Below are 22,767 nucleotides of genomic sequence, written 5' to 3'. Positions count from 1 at the left end.
CGCAAATAACTTTCCGTTATATAAAACTAAGCATACAAAAAACAGTATTATTTTTTTCATGACATTTATTTTGTTGTAACACATAAGAATTCAATGATGTTAAAAAGTAAAATGCAGGCTTGCCCTTAACCCAAATGACGGAGTATTGGGCTGATGCAAGTAAGTTAAACGCCAAATGGCATCTAACCTCAACACATGAAATATATTATCGATACCATAACCCACTTCTGTGTAAGGCACACCATCCGGCACTTTAAAATGATAATTGATAGTCTGGTCATAATAAGCATTTGCAATTTTATTGGCTTCTGTCATACTGCCTTCCAATGCCCTTATTGAAAACACACTTCGCCATTTTAAACGGTAAATCAGTGGCAAATGATTAAATGGGAAACCACCCAATTGCTGTTCCGCAAAAAAGCTAAGATACCTGTCGCTGGCAAACTCATACCGGTACATATTATTAAAGGCATATTGGTTGTAATAATACGTATCATTACCTTTTGCTACATCTAACAAAACAAGGGGCAACACACCATTCGTAATTCCAGCATTGAAAACATATTTTAAATCTCCAACACCATGTATCATCAAGTGTTGGGAAATTGAAAAATGATATTTTTGATAGGCTAAATCTGATTGCAGGGCATAAATATTACTGGCAATTCCATTGGTGAAGGTAAATGCAACAATCGGAAATTTACTGCTGATGCTACTGCGTTGAAAAGAAGTAATCACATATTTTTCTTTAAATGCGTAACGTACACCGAAGGATACATTGTTATCCCGGTATCCATCCATCTGCGGATTGGGATCATTCACAAGAATGGGTTTGTAGTTCTGATAAGAGAAATAGGAATTAAACAGCGGACTCAACTGTTGGGTAGCAATCTGAATATGAAAAGAGAGCCCGCTTGCATAAAATTTTTGGTATTGAATCTGGAAAGATTGATTGTCTACCAAATAAATGGCTGAACGGGGTATTCGCAACAACAATGAGCCGAAAAGGCTATTCTCGTTAAGTTCATCTGCATTATCTTTTAAAGGAGAAAAATCTTTTTGCCAGGAAAACCTGAGGGTTTCCCATGCATAATGATTGAATACAAACAGTGTATGGAATGCATATCGGGGTTTCTTGTCTTTCATACCCATTCCTACATATCCGCCTAATTGCACTGTTTTACTGAACAGGGTATTGGTGCGTAAACCCAGGTTAAATCGCTTGCCTTCTATATAGTTGGATGTAAATGATTTATACAGATTTCCAATATCTATTTTACCCATTGGGTAATATCCGGTTGCCAGTGTTTTTAACACATTACTATAGGTTTTAAATTCCGGAATTTGTTTCAGAGCATCTACTTTTTGATATAAATATTTTTTGGAACCATCAAAAGTAAACAGGTCATTATCGGCAGGCAGCATATTGTGCTGTTTGCTGCGTAAACCAACTTCAGGATGTGTAGAAGGTTCCCGAACCAAGGGTATAATGGGCTCATTCACCCGTACATTTTTATAAGCTTCTGTTTGAATGGCTGTAAAACCGGGTTGTTTGTTAGATAACAATTTAAATGAAATACTAGTATTACTTGCAGTTAAAGCATACACTGAATCACGTATTAAACTAAATTGCTGCTGTAAACGTATTTCATCTACCCAGTTCAAATTGGAGCCTTTTGCAGTTACCATACTCATTTCAGCAATGGCATACCGTTTAGCATCTACCCAAACATACCCTTCAAATGTATTACCACCTGCACTTAATGGTGCAAAATTAAGTTTATACAATGTTTGTGATTCTTTCACACTTGTATCGGTAATGGTATAATGATAATGATTGAGTCCATTGGCAGATAGTGGACTGATGAATTGAGCTTTTAAAAGTGTGATGTAATTGTCATAAATATTGATGGGCATTTTAAAATCGTTCATATTTTGAATAATACTTTCATTTTTAATGCCGGATGTTTTTTGTTGATACAGTTGATAGTTTTGCTGATGAGTAGTCAGATTAAATTGATAAGCCCCTATTTGTTCGTGTATAAAAACGGGTATATTCACTGTTGCAGTACCCTGTACTGCACTATCAAAAAAAAATTGTTTAAAAGGCCTCAGCAATTTGCTTTGTATCATTTTATTTGATAAATGATTCACATCAATTTCAATGGCATGATACACATCATACTGCAGGGTATGAAAAAAAACAGGGTTATTGGCAGGTTTATGTTTCATGATTTTTTTAAACAGGCTGATGGCAGGATCATATCCTTTTGGGTAAACAATTACATCCTGTAATGTATTGTTGGTTTCCATTAATGCTACCCTAATTTTTGCAAGTAAATTAACTGGTACCGGATATAAAACAGGCGCATAACCCATGCAGCTAATGCGTAAAGTATCAGGAACAGGTGCATGATACAAATGAAACAAACCCAATGAATCGGTAACTGCCCCTCTTTTTTGATGCAACCATCGAATGGTTGCATTACGAATGGGTTGCTGAGTTAAGCTATCCATAACCTTTCCTTCAACAAAAAAGCCTTGAGCTACAACAGCACTATGGATAAAAAATAGGCATATCCACAAGAAAGTTGCGTATAATATGGTACGGTATTTTTGCATATTTAAAAAAAGTAAATGAAAGCCCTTTAGAAAAAGGGCTTTGGATATATTTCCGGTTATGTGATGCATCGAAACTGTACTATACTATGCCCGGAAAATATATTTTATGTTGGGGGGATGATGAACAAATCTAATCATACTCTGTATCTGTTTCACAAGAACAACCTTCTTTAAATAATTTACCCGGTTGCCCGGTTGAATCTTCATATTGCCCGGTTTGCTCCACTTTTGTTTCTGTATTCAGCAATGCACCGTTAGTAGAAAACAATGCAAGTTGTTGCATACCGTTGATTATAAAGTATGCACAATAGCCTATACTGTCTTTTACATACCATTTTACTGGAATAACTTTTGCATATTTTGCGATAAATGAATCTCTCACTATCACAGGTATGGAATCGGCCGGAACTACCCTGCAAAAATTACTTATTTCATTTTTTTTATGTCCCTCTTTTTTACAGGCAAATAAAAAAAATGCAGCCAGAACAAAAGCGGGTATTAATATTTTGCAAATGGTAAGCCTCATAAAAGTGTTTTCAGGTAAGATGCTGATAATATGAAAATAGTTGGGTTACTTTTTAATTTTTAGAAAGAAATATTTATCCCTGCTTCAATACCCAACTGATACGGTATGGTTGAAGGCAGTTTACTATTGGTAATAGATTGCATACCCATCTGAAAATTAGGAGTAATGAATAAAGAAGTACCGGTACTAAAAGCGTATTGAAAAGAGGTACCTGCAAAAACACTGAAATACATTTTCTTCAAACCCTGTAAGGAAGTAATTATTTCCTGTTCAGACTGGCTACCATTTTCAAAGCTTGTTTCTATGGTGGCATTCTTTAATACATTCAGTGCAATACCAACAGTGGGTGTTATCGACCATTTATTTTTATTCAACTGATAGCCCAATCTAAGCGGTACGCTGATATATTGCAAAGTATGTTTCGCCGTAGTGGTATACAGACTGTCACCAATTTGAGGTTGCACACTAAAAGAAGGTGATACATATGCATAGCCGGTTGAAGTAGTATATTTATACTGCACCAAACCATTGCTGTTTTGTGAAGCATAAATGGTTTTTGGCTGAATGGTTACGAATGATTGTGCGTACTGTAACCCAGTTGAAATCTGCCAATGCTTTACCCGATATTGTGCCAAAACACCGATTGAATAAGACAGCTCATTATTCTCTCCCTGATTGCCTTGCTGATTGCCCTGTCCCGGTTGGCTAACACCACCCGATGTATTGTGTAAATAGTTCATAAAATAGGGAGCAGCCACCAATGCAATTGAAAAATGTTGCCGTGTTAATTTTGAAATGAGCATGGAGGAAACCGGTATGGAAGGTGCAATCGTACTTGCATTGAATATGTATTTATTTTTTTCATCATTCAATTGATAAACATTTGCAAACAATACAGGTGCAACAGAATATGCGGTGTGATAATTTTGGGTGTAAAAACTATCTTCAGCAGGTAATGGTGTGTTATTTATAGTTCTATGAATACCAACAGAACGTAATAAATGAGCCGAAAAGGGAATAACAGCAGATTTTTGAACCAGAGGATTTTTTTGTTGATTTGCATAAGAACGGATTTTATTTTTATTGAGAATTTTGCTTTCAGGCTGAGCCCAATAAGGGTTTACAGATGGCGCCATAATAGCTGTCTCGGATTTTTTTGAATTGTTTATTTGAGATAGCGGCGCATTTTTATCAGATGGCATTTGCTTTCCGGAAGATGGGCCGGTTAATGCTCTCTGTACATAATCATTTTTCACCTGATGAATAGAAGGGCGTATGGTTAATAAAAGCAGTGCTACAAATAAACATATAGCAATAATGGCAGCAGCACCTCTCCAGTAAATAAATTTTCGTTTATATTTTTTATTTGCTTCGTTATTTAAATGGAGTGCAATATTTTCCCAAATGTCGGTATCGGGCATTTCACGCATATTATCAATATGCTGTTTAAAAATATCGTCTATATCTTCTAAAGGGTTACCCATGTTAATTGGCTATTTTAGTATGAACCTGAATTAAATGCTGTAATATTTTTCTGGCATCATGCAAATTAGACTTAGAGGTACCTTCACTGATATGCAACATTTCTGCAATTTCTTTATGTTTGTACCCCTCAAAAACATATAAATTGAATACTATTTTATAAGCAGCCGGAAGTGATTGTACCAATTTTAATAAAACTTTGCCATCTATACGCTCTGCCATTTGTAAATACTCATCTGAACTTTGCTCTATATTTTCCATCGTAACAATGGGCATTAATTTATTTTTATCTCTGAATTTTGCAAGTGCGGTATTCACAAATATTCTTCTAACCCATCCTTCCAGTGAACCTGTACCATTAAACTGCGCTAGATTTTTAAATATCTTTAAAAAGCCCTCCTGAAGTAAATCCTCGGCATCTGGCTTTGTAGTGCTGTACCGTAAACAAACAATCATCATTTTAGGTGCATATTTCAAATAAAAATGTTTCTGTGCATCAGGTTTTCCTGAAATACAGTCATGTATCAGTTCCTTTTCATCTTCATCCTGATATACTTTTGTCAAAACGCCAACATTGATTTCTTGCATAGATGCTATTATTCTCAAAAAGGTTGGTTGATTGGTTAAAAAAAAAGCAATTCCTTGCGGAAATAATTTTTTTTGCCTCCACAGATAATGAGGTTACACTTTTAAAGCATTCATAAAATTACCACTACATCAAAAATCAAGTCCCAGCTATTTACTTCGGCTTCATAATGTACGGTACCATCAGCTAAAGTAATATAATATATGATACTTCTTTAATTTTTTACCCAGATGATTTTTTTGAATATACTGGTGTATGGCAGCAGGTAACGCAGCGATTGGAATGGCTACCTCTGTTTCAGATAACTTGCTATTGGCATCGAACAAAGCACTCATTTCTTTACCATTTTGGTGAAAAACGGCTTCATAATTGGCATCCTCTTTTTCCCATTTGGCAGTAACACCGGGAAAATGTTTGGCAAATGCAGCTTTCACGGCAGCAGGCACTTGTGCCCACTTGAATTTTTGTGCGGTTACTGTTCGGGCCATCAATATAACGCTGGCTAACAATCCCATTAACCTTTTCATACAGGTAATTTTTTAATGATACATGAATTTGATACCGCAAATCTACCACTGAATTATGAAGCAAAACTATAGCAGCAATAAGCCATTTGTTAAAAAAGAAAAAGTCAATGGCAGAGTTAATGAGGCTTTGCAGCCATTAATAATGTTTAAACAATATTTAAACTGCTCCCATACAATAGATTTGCCCCTTTTTTGTGCTACTCTACCGATTTAATGGCCTGAAACCTAAAACTGCTTTTTACTTTGCAAGTATTAACCTTAGCACCATTGTATGAAGAAAACTATACTTTATATCTTTATTTCATTTCTGTTACAGCAATCCATATCCGTTGCACAAAGCACCGGCACCATTCGGGGTATCCTCAAAGATTCTATAGGGAAGCAGGTATTGCGGGATGCTTCGGTACTGGCATTGAATGTAAAAGATTCTTCTGTTGAAGCATCTACACTTTCCGGAGCCGGTGGTGTATTTATTTTAAGAAATGTTCCCCTCAATAGCATTTTGCTTCAAATCAGCTTTCAGGGATATGCCCCTTTTTTTAAAATCATTACCCTTAGTAACAATAAAACAACTGTAAACTTAGATACCATTTACATGGCCATACAAGCCAAAGATTTGGGTAATGTTACTGTAAAACAAGCACCTATTGCGGTTAAAAAAGATACTGTTGAGTTTAATGCAGGCAGCTTTAATGTTAAACCAAATGCTACAGCAGAAGATTTATTGAAAAAATTACCAGGTGTTGATGTTGATAATACCGGCGTTATTAAAGCCCAGGGCGAAACCGTACAACGGGTACTGATTGACGGTAAACGCTTTTTTGGTGATGACCCCAAAATGGCTACCAAAAACCTACCGCCGGATGTGATTGATAAAATTCAGGTATTTGATGATTTAAGCGATCAGAGTAAGTTTACCGGCTTTGATGATGGCAACCGGGTAAAGACCATTAATATTACTACCAAAAAAAATACACGGAAAGGTTATTTCGGCAAAGCAGTTGCCGGAGTGGGTTCAGATGAAAACTATGATGAAAGTTTTAACCTGCACCGCTTTGATGGCGACCAGCAAATTTCATTGTTAGGGCAGGCCAACGACATCAATAAACAGAATTTTACACCACAGGATATTTTAGGCGGCAACACCGGTGGCAGAAGAGGCGGCGGACCACCACGTGGCGGAACGGCAGGTGTTAATGCTACCGGCATTACCACTACCTGGGCTGGCGGTGGCAATTATAAAGATACCTGGGGCAAAAGCACCGATGTTACGGCCAGTTATTTTTACAATAACCTGCATACTACCAACGATCAGCAAAGCCTTACCCAAAACCTGTTGCCCGGCGATTCTTCTATTTTCAATAACCAAAACCAGTATAGTATTTCAAGGAATCAGGACCATCAGATTAATATGAATATGGAAAGTACTTTAGATACCAATAACTCTATTATTTTCAGACCCAATGTAGTGTTCCAAACCAGTACACCCAATAGTTCCTCCACTACCCTTACAACAGGGGGACTGGGCGGCAAACAAATTAACCAGTCGGTTAGTACCGCCTCCAGCACCAATACAGGCTTTAACATCAACAATGCTAACCTGATGTTCCGGCATAAATTTGCCAAAAAATCACGTACCTTTTCTGCCAATGTAAATATGAGTGCAGGATCAAATAACGGTGTTGGGTTTATGTATTCGGTAAATAATTTTTATGTACCCTATATTAAAACAGATACCATTAACCAACGGTATATTGATTCCAGCAATAATTTTACCATTAGCCCCACCCTCTCATACACAGAACCCATTGGTAAAAACCAAATCATTGAACTGAATTACAATTACAGTTACAGCAGCAACAACAGTGTGAATAAAACGTTTAACTACGATGCCAATGCACATGATTTTCTGCAGTTTGACAGTTTATTCAGTAATTCGTACAAATTCACTTCACATTCCAATCGCTTTACAGTAAATTATCGCATGCAAAAAGAAAAAATGCGTTTCAGTGTGGGATCGGGCATACAGTGGTTAGACCAAAATAGCTTAAACACTACCAAAAATATTATGGTGAATACCCACTTCGTGAATTTAACCCCTACAGCTAATTTCATGTACAGTTTTTCACGCACCAGAAACTTACGTATTTTTTACATGGGGCGTACCGGGCAACCTTCGGTTAACCAGTTACAACCCTTAAAAACCACTTCCGATTCTATTAATTTTCAAATCGGCAACCCCGATTTAAAACCACAGTTTACACACAGCATCCGGGCATTGTACACTTCCTTCGACCCGACTACCCAGCGGATCATCTTTGCCACCGTCAATGCATCGACCGTTACAAACGATATTCAAAGCTCCATCATTCAAAATACCAATGGCGGTAAAACCACCACCTATGCCAACTTAGGCGGTACCTATAATTTCTCGGGTTACTTTAACTATGGTTTCCCACTCAGCAAACCCAAATCCAATTTAAATTTTGTCACCAACATTAATTATAACCAAAGCCAGACGCTGGTGAACAACGTGAGTAACTTTACGTACAATACCACATTGGGGCAAACCATTAAATGGACCTCCAACCTGAAGAAAATATTTGACATGAATTTCAGTTCTACCACTACATACAATATTGCCCGCTATACCTTACAAGCCAACCAGAATGCCAATTTTTATACAGAAACCCTTTCTGCCGAAATCACCTGGTACAGCAAATCGGGCTGGATTGTGGCTTCTAGTTTTGATTATACTTACAATGGCAATCGTGCTGCAGGTTACAATACAAGTGTGCCTTTGTGGTCACCCAGCGTTGGCAAACAGGTATTTAAAAACAAATCCGGTGAGTTCAGGTTATCCATATTCGATTTATTGAATCAAAACACCAATGTTGCCCGCAACATTACGGCCAATACCATTCAGGATGTACGCAGCAATGTATTAACACGATATTTAATGTTAACCTTTACCTATAACCTGCGCAATTTTGCCAGTCAACAGCAAAGAATGCCCGGTATGTTCAGAGGCATGGGGCCCGATGGCTTTGGCGGTGGCATGCGGAACTTTAGAAACGAACCGTAGTTAGTTTTATGTGATGATAACAATCAAAGCTGTAATACCTTGCCAGATTGCATTGTAGCTATACCACCCACTTTTGTGAGCGGTATTTTTTTATAAAGCACCTTAAATTTTTGAATTAACGATAATTTTTTAAAGAAAAACGTTTTTTATTTAGAAACTGTACTACTTTTACGGCCTGAAATTAAAGTTGACCAAATTTATACCGAATTATACCGAACAACATTGAAACAGAAGGCAACCCATACTTATCAATTCGCAAATTGCTCCAAACAATTGGATCAGGCCTCTGCATTGGGTAACAGCAACTTCCGCTTTTTACTGCGACGACCTCGTATCTAATATTTTGACACCCGACTCTTTCCTTATTGGAATGGCCTTGCAATGGCCTGTTTTCTATTTTCAAACATCGCATTTAAAATATTGAACCAGCAGTGGAGAATCAACAAGAAATTATTGTACGTGTTGCGCATCATTTAGATACGCACTATGCTTTGCGCATTACAACCGAAATGGAGGCATCGGCAAAAGCTCGTGGTACCGGTATTGCTAAACGCTCGCCGGAATATGTGGCTGCTAAAATGCTGGAAGGCAAAGCCGTTATAGCCGTTACCACCACGGGGCAATGGGTGGGCTTCTGCTACATTGAAGAATGGAACCACGGCAAATTTGTTGCCAATAGTGGTTTAATTGTTTCGCCCGAATTCAGAAAAACGGGCGTAGCCAAAAAAATTAAACAACGCATCTTCCAACTATCTCGCGAAAAATATCCGGAAGCGAAAATATTTGGACTGACTACCGGACTGGCCGTAATGAAAATTAACAGCGAGTTGGGTTATGAACCCGTTACCTACAGCGAATTAACCGATGATGAAGAATTTTGGGCAGGTTGTAAAAGCTGCGTGAACTATGATATTTTAATGAGCAAGGATAGAAAAAACTGCATGTGTACCGCTATGCTGTTTGATCCGAAAGATAAGCACGAACCCAAAGAAACCACTGCTAATTTTGAAAAAAAACGCAAAGTGTATGAACGTTTGTTGCATTTAAAACAAATCAGTTTTGGCAAAATATTTAAACGTAAAGAAACCAATGGCAACCCTACCAAAAATAAAAGCCTGTTCCACACCTTTTTATCATTTTAAACAACCGATACATTAAAATATTGCAAGCATGAAAACCAAAAAAGTTGTACTTGGATTTAGCGGTGGTCTAGATACTACCTTTTGTGTAAAGTACCTGAGTGAAGACAAAGGTTATGAAGTACACAGCATTTTAGTAGATACCGGCGGTTTTACCGAGGCTGAATTAAAACGCATTGAAGCACATGCCTATAGCCTGGGTGTTAAAACACATACCACGGTAAATGCCGTGCAATCGTATTACGAAAAAATTATTAAATACCTAATATTCGGTAATGTATTAAAAAACAATACCTATCCGTTAAGTGTAAGTGCCGAAAGGCTTAGCCAGGCACTGCATATTGCCGAACATGCCCAACAACTGCAAGCCGATGCCGTTGCCCATGGCAGTACTGGCGCCGGTAATGACCAGGTACGTTTTGACATGATTTTTCACATCTTAATACCCGGTGTAGAAATTATTACCCCCATCCGCGATTTACAACTAAGCCGTGAAGCCGAAATTGATTACCTGAAGCAAAAACAGGTAAATATGAATTTTGAGAAAAGTATGTATTCCATTAACAAAGGATTATGGGGTACCAGTGTAGGCGGTAAAGAAACCCTGAGCAGCAAAGGCATGTTGCCTGAATCGGCATGGCCCACACAGGTAACCAAAACACAGGAGGAAGAAGTAGAGTTGGGTTTTGTACAAGGAGAATTATTATCAGTAAACGATACCCATTTTGCGCACCCCACCGATGCCATTAAACATTTACATAGTATAGCTGCGCCTTTTGGCATTGGCCGCGATATTCATGTGGGTGATACCATTATTGGCATTAAAGGCCGCGTTGGTTTTGAAGCAGCCGCACCTATGATTATTTTAAAAGCACACCATGCTTTAGAAAAACATGTACTCACCAAATGGCAGTTAAACTGGAAAGATCAGTTGGCCGCTTTTTATGGCAACTGGTTGCATGAGGGCCAGATATTAGACCCCGTGATGCGGGATATAGAAGCTTTTTTAACCAATAGCCAGCAACAGGTTACCGGAAAAGTGTTTGTACAATTAATGCCTTATCGCTTTCAGGTCATCGGCATTGAATCGCCATTTGATTTAATGAACAGTAAATTTGGAAAATACGGTGAAATGAATACAGGTTTTACTGGCGAAGATGTAAGAGGCTTCAGCAAAATTTTTGGCAACCAGGTATCTATCTATCATAAAGTAAAGGAACAGCACCATGCAGAATAAAATAAAAGTGGGCATTATTGGCGGTGCAGGGTATACCGGTGGCGAATTAATTAGATTGCTGTTGTACCACCCTTTTGCAACCATCCATTTTGTGCACAGTAACAGCCACGCCCATCAAAAAATTAGTGCGGTGCATACCGATCTGGAAAGCGATACCAACCTTCAATTTACCAATGCATTAAAGCAGGATGCCGATGTATATTTTTTATGCGTAGGCCATGGCGCTGCCAGAAAATTTTTGGAAGAACACGCCATTGATACTTCCATTCGCATCATCGATTTATCGCAGGATTTTCGGTTACACCAACATGCAACAATAGACGAACGTCACTTCGTGTACGGCTTACCCGAAATGAATAAAAAAGCCATCCAATCGGCCCGTAATATTGCCAATCCGGGTTGTTTTGCCAGTACCATTGAGTTGGGTTTACTGCCCTTGGCCAATGCGGGTATTTTGGGCGATGTGTTCACAACCGGAATTACCGGCTCTACCGGTGCGGGGCAAAGTCCCTCGGCTACCACGCATTTCAGTTGGCGCTCCAATAATATTTCCGCCTACAAAACCCTACAGCACCAGCACATTCATGAAATAGGACAAACTTTAGAACAATTGCAGGGCAATGATGGAATTACCGTTCATTTTATACCCTGGCGGGGCGATTTTACAAGGGGTATTTACGTAAGCTCAATGATAGATTGCGCCTTTCCTTTAAACGAATTAAAAGAAATGTATCAACTATACTATCGTGAAGCAGTCTTTACCCATGTATCAGATACCATGATCGATTTAAAACAGGTAGTGAACACCAATAAATGCCTCATCCATTTAGAAAAACAGGGCAATAAATTAGTGGTGCACAGTGCATTAGATAATTTATTGAAAGGCGCTTCGGGACAAGCTGTACAAAATATGAATCTGATGTTCGGATTTCCGGAAACAGCAGGCTTACAATTAAAAGCCACAGCATTTTAAACAACGGCAAAGCAGGATAGATATATAGGGCGCCATATAATAAATAATAACAACGCATCAATAAACAACTGAAACAGAATATAACAATTGATTTAAAGAATTAAACAACTAAACCATGAAACTTTTTGAAGTGTACCCATTGTATGATATTGCCATAACACGGGCAGCAGGCGCTTATGTTTGGGACGACCAGGGTGTACAATATTTAGACATGTATGGCGGCCATGCCGTTATCAGCATTGGGCATACCCATCCGCATTGGGTAAAAAGAATAGAAGACCAATTGGAAAAAATTGCCTTTTATTCCAACTCAGTACATTTACCCATACAACAAGAGCTGGCCGATAAACTGGGTAAAATCAGCGGCAAACCCGACTACCAATTATTTCTGTGTAATAGTGGCGCCGAAGCCAATGAAAATGCTTTGAAATTAGCCTCTTTTTATACCGGCAGGAAAAAGATGGTAGCCTTTTCAAAATCGTTTCACGGGCGTACCTCCCTTGCCGTAGCCGTAACCGATAATCCGGCTATTGTAGCACCGGTGAATGAAACCGACAATGTGGTATTTCTTCCCTTTAATGATGTAAGCGCATTGGAAAACTATTTTGCAGAAAATGGGCAACAGGTAGCCGCCGTAATTGTTGAAGGCATACAAGGCGTGGGTGGCATTAATATGGCTTCAGAAGCATTTTTACAAACTATTCGCACACAATGCACTGCACACAATGCCGTTTTTATTGCCGATAGTGTACAATGTGGCTATGGCCGCAGCGGCCGCTTTTTTGCACATGATTATGCTAATGTAGCCGCCGATATTTATACCATGGCCAAAGGCATGGGTAACGGATTTCCCGTTGCCGGTATTTTAATAGCTCCGCATATACCTGCCAAATATGGCATGCTGGGTACTACCTTTGGCGGTAATCCTTTAGCCTGTGCAGCAGCCTTAGGTGTTTTGGAAGTAATGGAACAGGAGAACCTGATTGAAATGGCCAAACAACGCGGCATGTATATCATGAATAAATTAAAAGAATTTCCTGAATTGGAAAATGTTCGTGGACGTGGATTGATGATAGGATTTGATGTGCCGGATTATTTAAAAGAATTAAGAAAAAAGCTGATATTCGATTACAATATTTTTACCGGCGAAGCCAAACCCAATACCATTCGCTTATTGCCCTCATTGGCCTTAACCCGTAAGCAAGCCGACGAATTTTTAGAAACCTTACGGGAAGCCATTGATGCAGTAAAAGAAGATCAAGGCTTATTGGAAAAAACCGAACAATAAATTACCCATCATACCCTTTCAACTATATTACATGAAACAGTTTATCAATGTATATGATGTATTAACGCCGGAGATGCAACATACCGGCACTGCCATCAACAACATGGTAGCAGCGGCATTGGCTTATAAAGCCCATCCGTTAAAAGATCAACATTTAGGTAAAAACTTACGTATAGGTATGTTGTTTCTTAACCCCAGCTTACGTACCCGTTTAAGCACACAGGTAGCCGCCGCTAATTTGGGTATGGAAAGCATTGTGTTTAATGTAGACAAAGAAGGATGGGCATTAGAGTTTGAAGAAGGTGCCATTATGAGTGGCAATACGGTTGAACATATTAAAGATGCTGCCCCCATTTTGGGCAGCTATTTTGATGTGTTGGCCATACGTACCTTTCCCTCATTAAAAAACCGGGAAGATGATTACAGCGAATTATACATCAACCAGTTTATTCGCTACGCCAATGTACCGGTTATTAGTTTAGAAAGCGCTACCCTACACCCCTTACAATCGCTCACCGATATTATTACCATACAGGAAGATTTACTGCGTAAATCCGGTACCGCACAAAAAAAACCAAAAGTAGTACTTACCTGGGCACCGCATGTAAAACCCTTACCGCAATGTGTAGCCAATAGCTTTGCACAATGGGTTAATGCCTGGGGTGAGGCCGATTTTGTAATTACGCATCCGGAAGATTATGCCTTAGATACCCAATTTACCAACGGTGCCACCATTACGCATAACCAAACAGAAGCATTACAAGATGCCGATTATGTATATGTAAAAAACTGGAGCACCTACCACGACTATGGCAAAATATATGAAAACGACCCGGCCTGGATGTTGACCAATGAAAGGCTGGCACTTACCAATAATGCCAAAGTAATGCATTGCCTGCCGGTTAGAAGAAATGTGGAATTGAGTGATGAAATATTAGATGGCCCCAACAGCCTGGTAACGACAGAGGCAGGTAACCGCGTATGGGCCGCGCAGGCAGTATTGACCAATATTTTACAAACCCTGAAACAAGGCTAATGGAACAGGTATTTATTTTAAAAGTAGGCGGCAATATTATTGATGACGAACAGCAACTCGCTGCTTTCCTGCAGGCCTTTGCCGAAATACCAGGAAAAAAAATATTGATTCATGGCGGCGGTAAACTGGCTACCCGCATGGCAGCACAATTACAAATACCACAACAAATGGTGGGCGGACGCAGAATTACGGATGCAGAAACGCTTAAAACTGTTACCATGGTGTATGCCGGCTACATAAACAAAAATATAGTAGCCCAATTGCAATCTTTTCAATGTAATGCAATAGGTTTAACCGGCGCCGATGGCAATTTAATACAAGCCCACCAACGCATACACCCAACTATTGATTATGGTTTTGTGGGCGATGTAGATGGTATTAACACCGCATTATTACAACAATTGCTCAACAACAATAGCAGTGTGGTAGTAGCGCCTATTACCCATAACGGCAATGGGCATTTACTGAATACCAATGCCGATACCATTGCGCAGGAAATAGCAACAGCGCTGGCACCACACTATGCAGTATCGTTAATTTATCTGTTTGAAAAAGCTGGCGTATTAATGGATGTAAACGATGATACATCGGTGGTTCCATTGATCACGCCCCAAATATATGCACAACTGAAAGCACAGGGAATTATTGCAGATGGCATGCTGCCCAAATTAGAGAATGCGTTTACCGCATTGCAAAAGGGGGTGCAGCGTGTTATAATTGGCAAAGCAAACGTATTATCCGAACTATTGAAGGGTACTTCCGGTACCACCCTTACTTCGGGAACATAAAAAAATTCTTTATGCAGTCAAACGAATCGGTTACAACGGTAGCATATTTAGCAAAAGATGCAACCCGGCTTTTAAAAAAATTAATTGCTACCCCTTCCTTCAGCAAAGAAGAGGAGGAAACAGCAGAATTAATTCAAACATTCTTAGAAAGCAAAGGGGTAACTACCCATCAGTTCTTAAATAATATCTGGGCAAAAAACAAATACTTTAATCCCGATAAACCCACTATCCTCTTAAACTCACACCACGATACGGTAAAACCCAATAAAGCCTATACCCTGCCTCCATTTGAACCTATTGAAAAAGATGGTAAATTATACGGCTTAGGCAGTAATGATGCCGGCGGATGCTTAGTTTCTTTAATGGCTGTTTTTTTACATTTTTACCAGCAGGAAAATCTGGCTTATAACCTCATTATGGCCGCAACGGCAGAAGAAGAAATTTCAGGCAGCAATGGCGTAGAAATATTGTTACCCCGCCTACCTAAAATAGATTGCGGCATTGTAGGCGAACCTACTTTAATGAATATGGCCCTGGCTGAAAAAGGTTTACTGGTTATTGATTGCACGGCACAAGGCAAACCCGGCCATGCAGCCAGAGAAGAAGGCGATAATGCCATATTAAAAGCCATGAAAGATATTGAATGGTTTACACAATACCGGTTTGAGAAAGTGAGCGATTTATTAGGGCCTGTTAAAATGAGTGTTACCGTTATTCAAACCGATAATAAACAGCACAATGTAGTGCCGGCACAATGCCAGTTTGTAGTAGATATTCGGGTAAATGAATTGTATACTTTTGAAGAAATACTGGCGGTAATTCAACAAAACATACAAAGTCAGTTTCAGCCAAGAAGCTGCCGTTTACGTTCTACCTCCATTGCAATGGAACATCCGCTGATACAAGCAGGACTTAGTTTAGGCAGAACCTGTTACGGATCGCCCACTACCAGCGATAAAGCATTGATGCCCTTCCCTACGTTGAAAATGGGGCCGGGCGACAGCGCCAGAAGCCATAGTGCGGATGAGTTTATTTTTACGGATGAGATTACCAACGGTATTGCATTATACATTGAACTATTGAACAAAGTATTACTACCTGTTTCCGAAAAAAAGCAGCCGGTAAAACAATAAAAACTGATTTATTTTTTAACCACGTATATACAACATCATGAAACTCTGGCAAAAAGATAGCGGTGCATTACAGGCAGTAGAACAGTTTACTGTAGGCAACGATAGGGCTATGGACATGTACCTGGCATCCTTTGATGTATTGGGTTCAATGGCACATATTACCATGCTGGCATCCGTGGGATTATTGGAAACATCAGAAGCCCGATTATTGAAAAAAGAACTGCTTCATATTTATACTACCATTGAAGCCGGCCAATTTCAGTTAGCAGATGATGTGGAAGACATACATTCACAAATTGAAATTTTGCTTACCGAAAAATTAGGCGAAGTAGGCAAAAAAATACACAGTGCCCGCAGCAGAAACGATCAGGTGTTGGTAGACATTAAATTGTTTTTACGCCACGAAATTACCGATACCGTTAGGGCCATACAGCTATTTTTTTCCCTACTGCAACAACAAAGCGAGCGGTTCAAAAACCATTTACTGCCCGGCTACACGCATTTGCAATTGGCCATGCCCTCTTCTTTTGGGTTATGGTTTGGCGCTTATGCCGAAAGTTTGGTGGATGATTGTATTACACTGCAATCGGCGTATAAAGTGGTCAATAAAAATCCCTTAGGCAGTGCAGCGGGTTATGGTTCATCTTTCCCCATTAACCGTACATTGACCACCAATTTATTAGGCTTTGATGATTTGAATTACAATGTAGTTTATGCACAAATGGGTAGGGGTAAGGCAGAACGCATCACCGCACAAGCTTTGGCCAATGTAGCTGACACCTTAGCTCGTTTAAGTATGGACATGTGCCTGTACCTGAACCAGAATTTCGATTTTGTATCTTTCCCGGCTGAGTTAACAACCGGCAGCAGCATTATGCCGCATAAAAAAAATCCGGATGTATTTGAACTCATTCGTTCGCATTGTAATCGTATCAAAGCATTGCCGAATGAAATTACCTTGCAAACCACCAATTTGCCATCAGGCTATCATCGCGATTTGCAATTATTAAAAGAACATTTGTTTCCTGCCTTTAGCATTGTACGTCAATGCCTGCAAATGGCTACGCTGATGCTAGAAAATATACACATTAAGGAGCATATTATTGCCGATGAAAAATACCGCTATCTATTTAGTGTGGAAGAAGTAAACAAATTAGTATTACAGGGCGTACCTTTTCGCGAAGCCTATCAACAAATTGGCCGGCAAATTGAAGCCGGGCAATTTACCTACAGCACCCAATTGCACCATACCCATGAAGGCAGTATAGGTAATTTGTGTAACCCGCAAATACAACACCAAATGGATACCGTAATAGCCGGATTTGGTTTTGAAAAAGCAGCACAGGCTATTGCTCAATTGCTGGCCGATGCCAAAGGATGATGACAGAAATCTGTTAAAAACAGCATTGCCAACCTATAAAAAACCGGCATCCTGTATTTCCATTCAAATTTGTTGCTTATCATTGCTTACGAAATAAAAATTGTTGTTCAAAAAACAACCGATGAAAGTTATACAGATTGTACATTATCAACACATCCTATTAAGCTAAGTATATGACTAAATTATTCCTTCCTATCGCTATTTTATTAGGCAGCCCAGCATTGCATGCACAAATCAAAAAGCCCATGCCAACGCACAGCACGACACATCCTAATACCCTTCTACTCAAAACAGAAAAAGACTCAGCCAGTTATGCATTGGGTATTAGTGTGGGGCAATCGTTAGAAGCACAAAACCTATCCAATATCAATACCGAATTATTTTTGAAAGGCTTAAAAGAAATTACCGAAAAGAAAAAAGTGCAACTAACCGATGCGCAGGTAATGAATATCATTACTGCTTATGCAGCCAAAATGCATGAGCTGAGAACTCAGGCCAATATAGCAGCCGGCAAAAAATTTCTGGAAGCCAATGGCAAACGTCCTGGTGTAGTTACCCTGCCCGATGGATTGGAATATGAAGTACTGAAAGCCGGTACCGATACCATAAAACCCACCTTAGCCGATAAAGTAACCTGCCATTACCACGGTACACTTATTGACGGAACAGTATTTGATAGTTCGGTTGATAGAGGCGAGCCAGTAACCTTTCCATTGAATGGCGTGATAAAAGGCTGGCAGGAAGCCCTGCAATTAATGACCATAGGCAGCAAGTGGAAAATTTACCTTCCCTCCGATTTGGCTTATGGCAACAAAGGAGCAGGCGAAAAAATTGGCCCCGGCGCTACCTTGGTTTTTACGGTAGAACTGTTGGGTGTTCAAAAATAATGGACATCACCCCCTAAAAATTACATAAAAGCAATCTTAAAAGCTATTAGCGTAGGTTGCAGTTGATGGCATGTGGTACATATCATTAAGATTTATTACTTTCGTATGGTATGGATCAATTGTACACCTTTATTTGGCTAATTGTTACACTACTGTTCATCGGTTTTTTTGCCGGTTATGAAATTGCTTTTTTAAGTGCCAATCGTTTAAGCATTGAATTAAAGAAAAAGCAGGGCCGCAGCGGTGGCATTATTGTAGGTAAATTTTTAGATAAGCCCACACAATTTATAGGCACCTGCCTGATTGGTGTGAATGTTTTTTTGGTGGCCTATGGCTTGTTGTTTGATGAATTACTCAACTCCAGTATCTGGAATTTCTTTAAACGCTTTTTCGATATTGAAAATAGCTATTTGAAATTGATTTTCAATACCCTGCTCTCTACTCTGATTGTATTAATTTTTGGTGAATTTATACCTAAAGCCATTTTTCGTGCCAGGAACGACAGTTTATTGATTGTTTTTGCACCTTTGGCAAAATTCTTCCACAATATTTTTCAACCATTGGCCGTATTTTTTGTAGGCATTTCACAATGGATTTTAAAATACATTTTTAATGTGCCGGTGAAAGATAAAAGTGAGGTATTCAGTAAAATAGATTTGGAGCATTTATACCAACAAAATAAAGATACCGATGAAGAAAATGCAGAGGTAAACAATGAGTTGTTTGAAAACGCATTGAGCTTACCCATGGTTAAAATACGCCAGTGCTTAGTACCCCGAACCGAAATTGAAGCAGTTGAAATCACCGCAACCTTAGAGGAAGTACGCGAACGCTACATACAAACCAAACTCAGCAAGCTGATTGTATATGAAGATACCATCGATAATATTTTGGGCTATATTCATCAGTTAGACTTGTTTAAAAAACCCGCTGCCATTAAAGATATTTTGTTGCCAATACCAGCCGTTCCTGAAACCATGAGCGCCACCGATTTAATCAACAAATTCACCAAAGAACGCAAAACCATTGCCTGGGTGGTAGATGAATTTGGCGGCACGGCAGGTATTGTTACATTAGAAGATTTATTGGAAGAAATTTTTGGAGAAATTAAAGATGAATACGACACCGAAGATTTGGTGGAAAAACAAATAGCCGAAAAAGAATTTTTGTTCAGCGGCCGGCTGGAATTGGACTATCTGAACGAAAAATACCATTTGGAATTTAATGATGAAGAATCAGAAACACTGAGTGGATTTATTATTAACCAGCATACCACCATTCCCAAGCCCAAAGAAAAAATCATCATCGGTCCTTACCAGTTTGATATATTGAATGTGAGTGAAACCCGCATTGATATGGTAAAATTAAAAATATTAGAATAAGCAATACCCCTGTTGGTAGAAGGTTACAAGGTTTATTTTGTTAAATACATATTTTTCGTTTTTTGCTAACTTCATCCCATTAACTTTGTGCCCTAATTGAATGTTGCAGGATCAATGGCAAATTTTCGTAAAAAAAATGGAACCGCCGAAACCGTTGAGATGACCTTTATTGATCATCTGGATGCTTTACGGATGCATATCATCCGCAGTGTTTTGGTGATATTTATAACCAGTATTGTTATTTTTATTTACCGTAACTGGGTATTCGATAATATTATTACCGGTCCCATCAATCCCAATTTTATTACCTATCGTGCTTTATACAAAATAAGCCATTGGTTGGGTATGGGCGATGGATTAACCCTACCACCCGTTCAGGTAAACATGCAAACTACCAGTTTCGGCGGTCAGTTTCTGGGCAGTATTACATTAGCTTTTACTATGGGCGCTATCGTATCGGCTCCTTATGTATTTTGGGAATTATGGCGTTTTATTAAACCGGCATTAACCCCCAAAGAATTGAAGAATACCCGCTTTGCTATTTTTTGGGTTTCGTTTTTCTTTTTTCTGGGTGCTGCATTCGGCTTCTTTTTATTAGGCCCCTATACCTTTAACTTCTTAGCCAATTTTAAATTAGGCACGCTTTCTATGTTAGAAACCCGGCCTACCCTTACCGATTATTTAGAGAACTTAACTAATATTATTCTGGGTTGTGGACTGGCCTTTGAGTTGCCTGTGGTAACCTTTGTACTCACCCGTATTGGTTTATTAACCCCCATGTTCATGCGCCGCAGCAGGCGTTATGCCATTGTTATTTTGCTCACCATTGCTGCATTCATTACGCCCAGTCCCGACTGGATGAGTATGATGATTGTGTTTGTACCCTTAATGTCGCTGTACGAATTGAGTATTCTGGTGGCCGCTAAAGTGTATAAAGATGAGCAAAAGAAAGAAAAAGAAGAATGGGGATAATGGGAGAACCCTACCATTAGTGTAATTCTTTTCAATTTACTTGCCGCTCCTTCTTATTTTCGATACGTATTTTTTAAAATGGTCAATATGCCGGAATAGACACTATTTTGCATATTAACCATGAATTATTTTTTACTTAAACCAATGCACATGATGAAGAAAATGTTACTCTTTGTTGCGCTGTTTGCCACCTGGCAGTTACAGGCACAAACCGGTGAGGATGCTGCACAAAAATTTGCACAACTCATTAATCCTACAGCTTTAAAAGAAAAATTAACCATTTTAGCCAGCGATGAAATGGAGGGCCGCGAAACCGCTACTCCCGGCCAAAAGAAAGCTGCTGCTTACATTGAATCAGAATTTAAAAAATTTGGATTAAAGCCAGGCAATGGCAACAGCTATCAGCAATACTTCCCCGTTTATCAGGATGAATTAACCGATGAACAGTTTCGTATTAATGGCGTAAACTATGCATGGGATAAAGATTATAATTTTTCTATCAATGCGTTGCAAGATGGTCAGTTTAATTATCAGAACACTGTTTTTGCCGGATATGGCATTGTAGATGAAAATGCCAACATTAACGAATACAAAGGTTTAGATGTTGCCGGTAAATTAGTGATTGTATTAGAAGGCGGACCTAAAGACTTAATGGAAAAAATCAAAGTTCCCAACAATCGTTTCAGTCCATTTGGTATGTATGCAAAAGTAATGGCAGTCCGCCGTTTAGGTGCAGCCGGCATTTTATTGGTTTCTAATGAATACCCAAGAGAAAAGCCTGTTTCTAAAATGGGCAATATGTACCTGAAACCCAATGAAGGAAAACCCTTTATCAATGCCACCATTTCTACGGCAATGACTTCTGCGTTATTGGGCAGAACCGCCACATTAAGCTGGCAACAATTGGCAGATATAAATCCGGGCACCTATTATGCAGATGTGCAAATTACCCTACGCAAAAAAACTAATGAATTACAAAGCAGCAATGTAATTGCCATTTTACCCGGCACCGATAAAAAAGAGGAATATGTATTTTTAACCGCTCATTATGACCACTTAGGAAAACATGATGGCAAAATATATTATGGTGCCGATGATGATGGTTCTGGAACAACCGCTGTACTACAAATGGCAGAAGCTTTTAGCGCCGCAGCTAAAGAAGGCTATAAACCACACCGCACCATTGTATTTATGACGGTTAGTGGTGAAGAAAAAGGTTTATGGGGTAGTGAATACTATTCAGAACATCCCATCTTCCCATTAGATAAAACCTCTGTTGATTTGAATACAGATATGATAGGCCGATTAGATACCGAACGTAAAACAGCCGATTCATTAAACTATGTATATGTAATTGGGCACGATAAATTAAGCAGCGAATTACCCATTATTAATGAAGCCGTCAATAAAAAATATGTAGGCTTGAATTTAGATTACAAGTACGACTATCCACAGGATCCTAATCGTATTTACTACCGCAGCGATCATTATAATTTTGCCAAGAAAGGTGTACCCATTCTATTTTTTTATGATGGCATGTTGTTAGCCGATTACCACAAGCCAACCGATACAGTTGATAAAATTAATTTTGAACTGATGAGTAAAAGAGCCCAGATGATATTTTACACAGCCTGGGAAATGGCCAACCGCGATAATATGTTGGTACGCGATAAACCATTGAATATGCCCAATGCCCGATAATGCGCAATATTCCATTATTTAC

Annotated in this window: 18 protein-coding genes; 13 read left to right on the top strand and 5 right to left on the bottom strand. The window is 39.0% G+C overall.

Going from position 1 to position 22,767, the window contains the following annotated elements:
- Window positions 1–99: 99 nt before the first annotated feature.
- The 5 genes from AC3QLY_RS09000 to AC3QLY_RS08980 form a co-directional block, all read right to left on the bottom strand.
- Window positions 100–2,622 (bottom strand): DUF5686 and carboxypeptidase-like regulatory domain-containing protein, encoded by a 2,523-nt coding sequence (locus AC3QLY_RS09000; protein ID WP_287100650.1) that lies wholly within the window; start codon window positions 2,620–2,622, stop codon window positions 100–102.
- A 130-nt stretch (window positions 2,623–2,752) separates the two neighbouring features.
- A complete protein-coding gene (locus tag AC3QLY_RS08995) occupies window positions 2,753–3,148 on the bottom strand; it encodes a hypothetical protein (RefSeq protein ID WP_074421025.1) in 396 nt (131 codons plus the stop codon).
- Between the two features lie 59 nt (window positions 3,149–3,207).
- Window positions 3,208–4,632, bottom strand: coding sequence for a hypothetical protein (locus tag AC3QLY_RS08990; protein WP_074420403.1), 1,425 nt, complete (start codon window positions 4,630–4,632; stop codon window positions 3,208–3,210).
- 1 nt (window position 4,633) lies between these two features.
- Window positions 4,634–5,218, bottom strand: coding sequence for an RNA polymerase sigma factor (locus AC3QLY_RS08985; RefSeq protein ID WP_074420408.1), 585 nt, complete (start codon window positions 5,216–5,218; stop codon window positions 4,634–4,636).
- A gap of 180 nt (window positions 5,219–5,398) precedes the next feature.
- Complete coding sequence (locus AC3QLY_RS08980; protein WP_081299054.1) at window positions 5,399–5,743, bottom strand: PepSY-like domain-containing protein; 345 nt, start codon at window positions 5,741–5,743, stop codon at window positions 5,399–5,401.
- A 271-nt stretch (window positions 5,744–6,014) separates the two neighbouring features.
- Between AC3QLY_RS08980 and AC3QLY_RS08975 the strand changes: the two genes are divergently transcribed.
- The 13 genes from AC3QLY_RS08975 (at window position 6,015) to AC3QLY_RS08915 (ending at window position 22,745) form a co-directional block, all read left to right on the top strand.
- The gene (locus AC3QLY_RS08975) at window positions 6,015–8,828 is read left to right on the top strand and encodes a TonB-dependent receptor (RefSeq protein WP_075051676.1); all 2,814 of its coding nucleotides are present in this window, start codon (window positions 6,015–6,017) and stop codon (window positions 8,826–8,828) included.
- 431 nt (window positions 8,829–9,259) lie between these two features.
- Complete coding sequence (locus tag AC3QLY_RS08970; protein WP_492989686.1) at window positions 9,260–9,970, top strand: GNAT family N-acetyltransferase; 711 nt, start codon at window positions 9,260–9,262, stop codon at window positions 9,968–9,970.
- 28 nt (window positions 9,971–9,998) lie between these two features.
- Window positions 9,999–11,204 (top strand): argininosuccinate synthase, encoded by a 1,206-nt coding sequence (locus tag AC3QLY_RS08965; protein WP_074420488.1) that lies wholly within the window; start codon window positions 9,999–10,001, stop codon window positions 11,202–11,204.
- Window positions 11,194–12,177 carry an N-acetyl-gamma-glutamyl-phosphate reductase gene (argC, locus tag AC3QLY_RS08960; RefSeq protein WP_492989685.1) on the top strand — a complete coding sequence of 328 codons (984 nt, stop codon included), beginning with the start codon at window positions 11,194–11,196 and terminating at the stop codon, window positions 12,175–12,177. Before AC3QLY_RS08965 ends, argC begins: the two co-directional genes overlap by 11 nt.
- Window positions 12,178–12,292: 115 nt before the next feature.
- A complete protein-coding gene (locus AC3QLY_RS08955; RefSeq protein ID WP_074420486.1) occupies window positions 12,293–13,465 on the top strand; it encodes an aspartate aminotransferase family protein in 1,173 nt (390 codons plus the stop codon).
- 31 nt (window positions 13,466–13,496) lie between these two features.
- On the top strand, window positions 13,497–14,501 hold the full coding sequence (locus AC3QLY_RS08950) for a Rossmann-fold NAD(P)-binding domain-containing protein (protein WP_218330624.1): 1,005 nt from the start codon (window positions 13,497–13,499) through the stop codon (window positions 14,499–14,501).
- A complete protein-coding gene (gene argB / locus AC3QLY_RS08945) occupies window positions 14,501–15,289 on the top strand; it encodes an acetylglutamate kinase (RefSeq protein ID WP_074420484.1) in 789 nt (262 codons plus the stop codon). The genes AC3QLY_RS08950 and argB overlap by 1 nt, the downstream gene beginning before the upstream one ends.
- Before the next feature lie 11 nt (window positions 15,290–15,300).
- The gene (locus AC3QLY_RS08940) at window positions 15,301–16,422 is read left to right on the top strand and encodes a M20 family metallo-hydrolase (RefSeq protein ID WP_074420483.1); all 1,122 of its coding nucleotides are present in this window, start codon (window positions 15,301–15,303) and stop codon (window positions 16,420–16,422) included.
- 37 nt (window positions 16,423–16,459) lie between these two features.
- Window positions 16,460–17,803, top strand: a complete 1,344-nt coding sequence (gene argH / locus AC3QLY_RS08935) for an argininosuccinate lyase (RefSeq protein WP_218330625.1) — start codon at window positions 16,460–16,462, stop codon at window positions 17,801–17,803.
- A gap of 173 nt (window positions 17,804–17,976) precedes the next feature.
- Complete coding sequence (gene bamJ / locus AC3QLY_RS08930; protein WP_228733109.1) at window positions 17,977–18,690, top strand: BamJ family beta-barrel-assembly machinery protein; 714 nt, start codon at window positions 17,977–17,979, stop codon at window positions 18,688–18,690.
- A gap of 110 nt (window positions 18,691–18,800) precedes the next feature.
- Window positions 18,801–20,072 carry a hemolysin family protein gene (locus AC3QLY_RS08925; RefSeq protein WP_074421021.1) on the top strand — a complete coding sequence of 424 codons (1,272 nt, stop codon included), beginning with the start codon at window positions 18,801–18,803 and terminating at the stop codon, window positions 20,070–20,072.
- Between the two features lie 114 nt (window positions 20,073–20,186).
- Window positions 20,187–21,044 (top strand): twin-arginine translocase subunit TatC, encoded by an 858-nt coding sequence (tatC, locus tag AC3QLY_RS08920; protein WP_074421020.1) that lies wholly within the window; start codon window positions 20,187–20,189, stop codon window positions 21,042–21,044.
- 150 nt (window positions 21,045–21,194) lie between these two features.
- Window positions 21,195–22,745, top strand: coding sequence for a M28 family peptidase (locus tag AC3QLY_RS08915; RefSeq protein ID WP_492989684.1), 1,551 nt, complete (start codon window positions 21,195–21,197; stop codon window positions 22,743–22,745).
- The last annotated feature ends 22 nt before the right edge of the window (window positions 22,746–22,767 follow it).

It is taken from the genome of Hydrotalea sp. GW822-HT8A01 (assembly GCF_058798575.1).
Note: the sequence above shows the minus strand (reverse complement) of the source record. Positions and strands in the feature narration are given on the sequence as shown.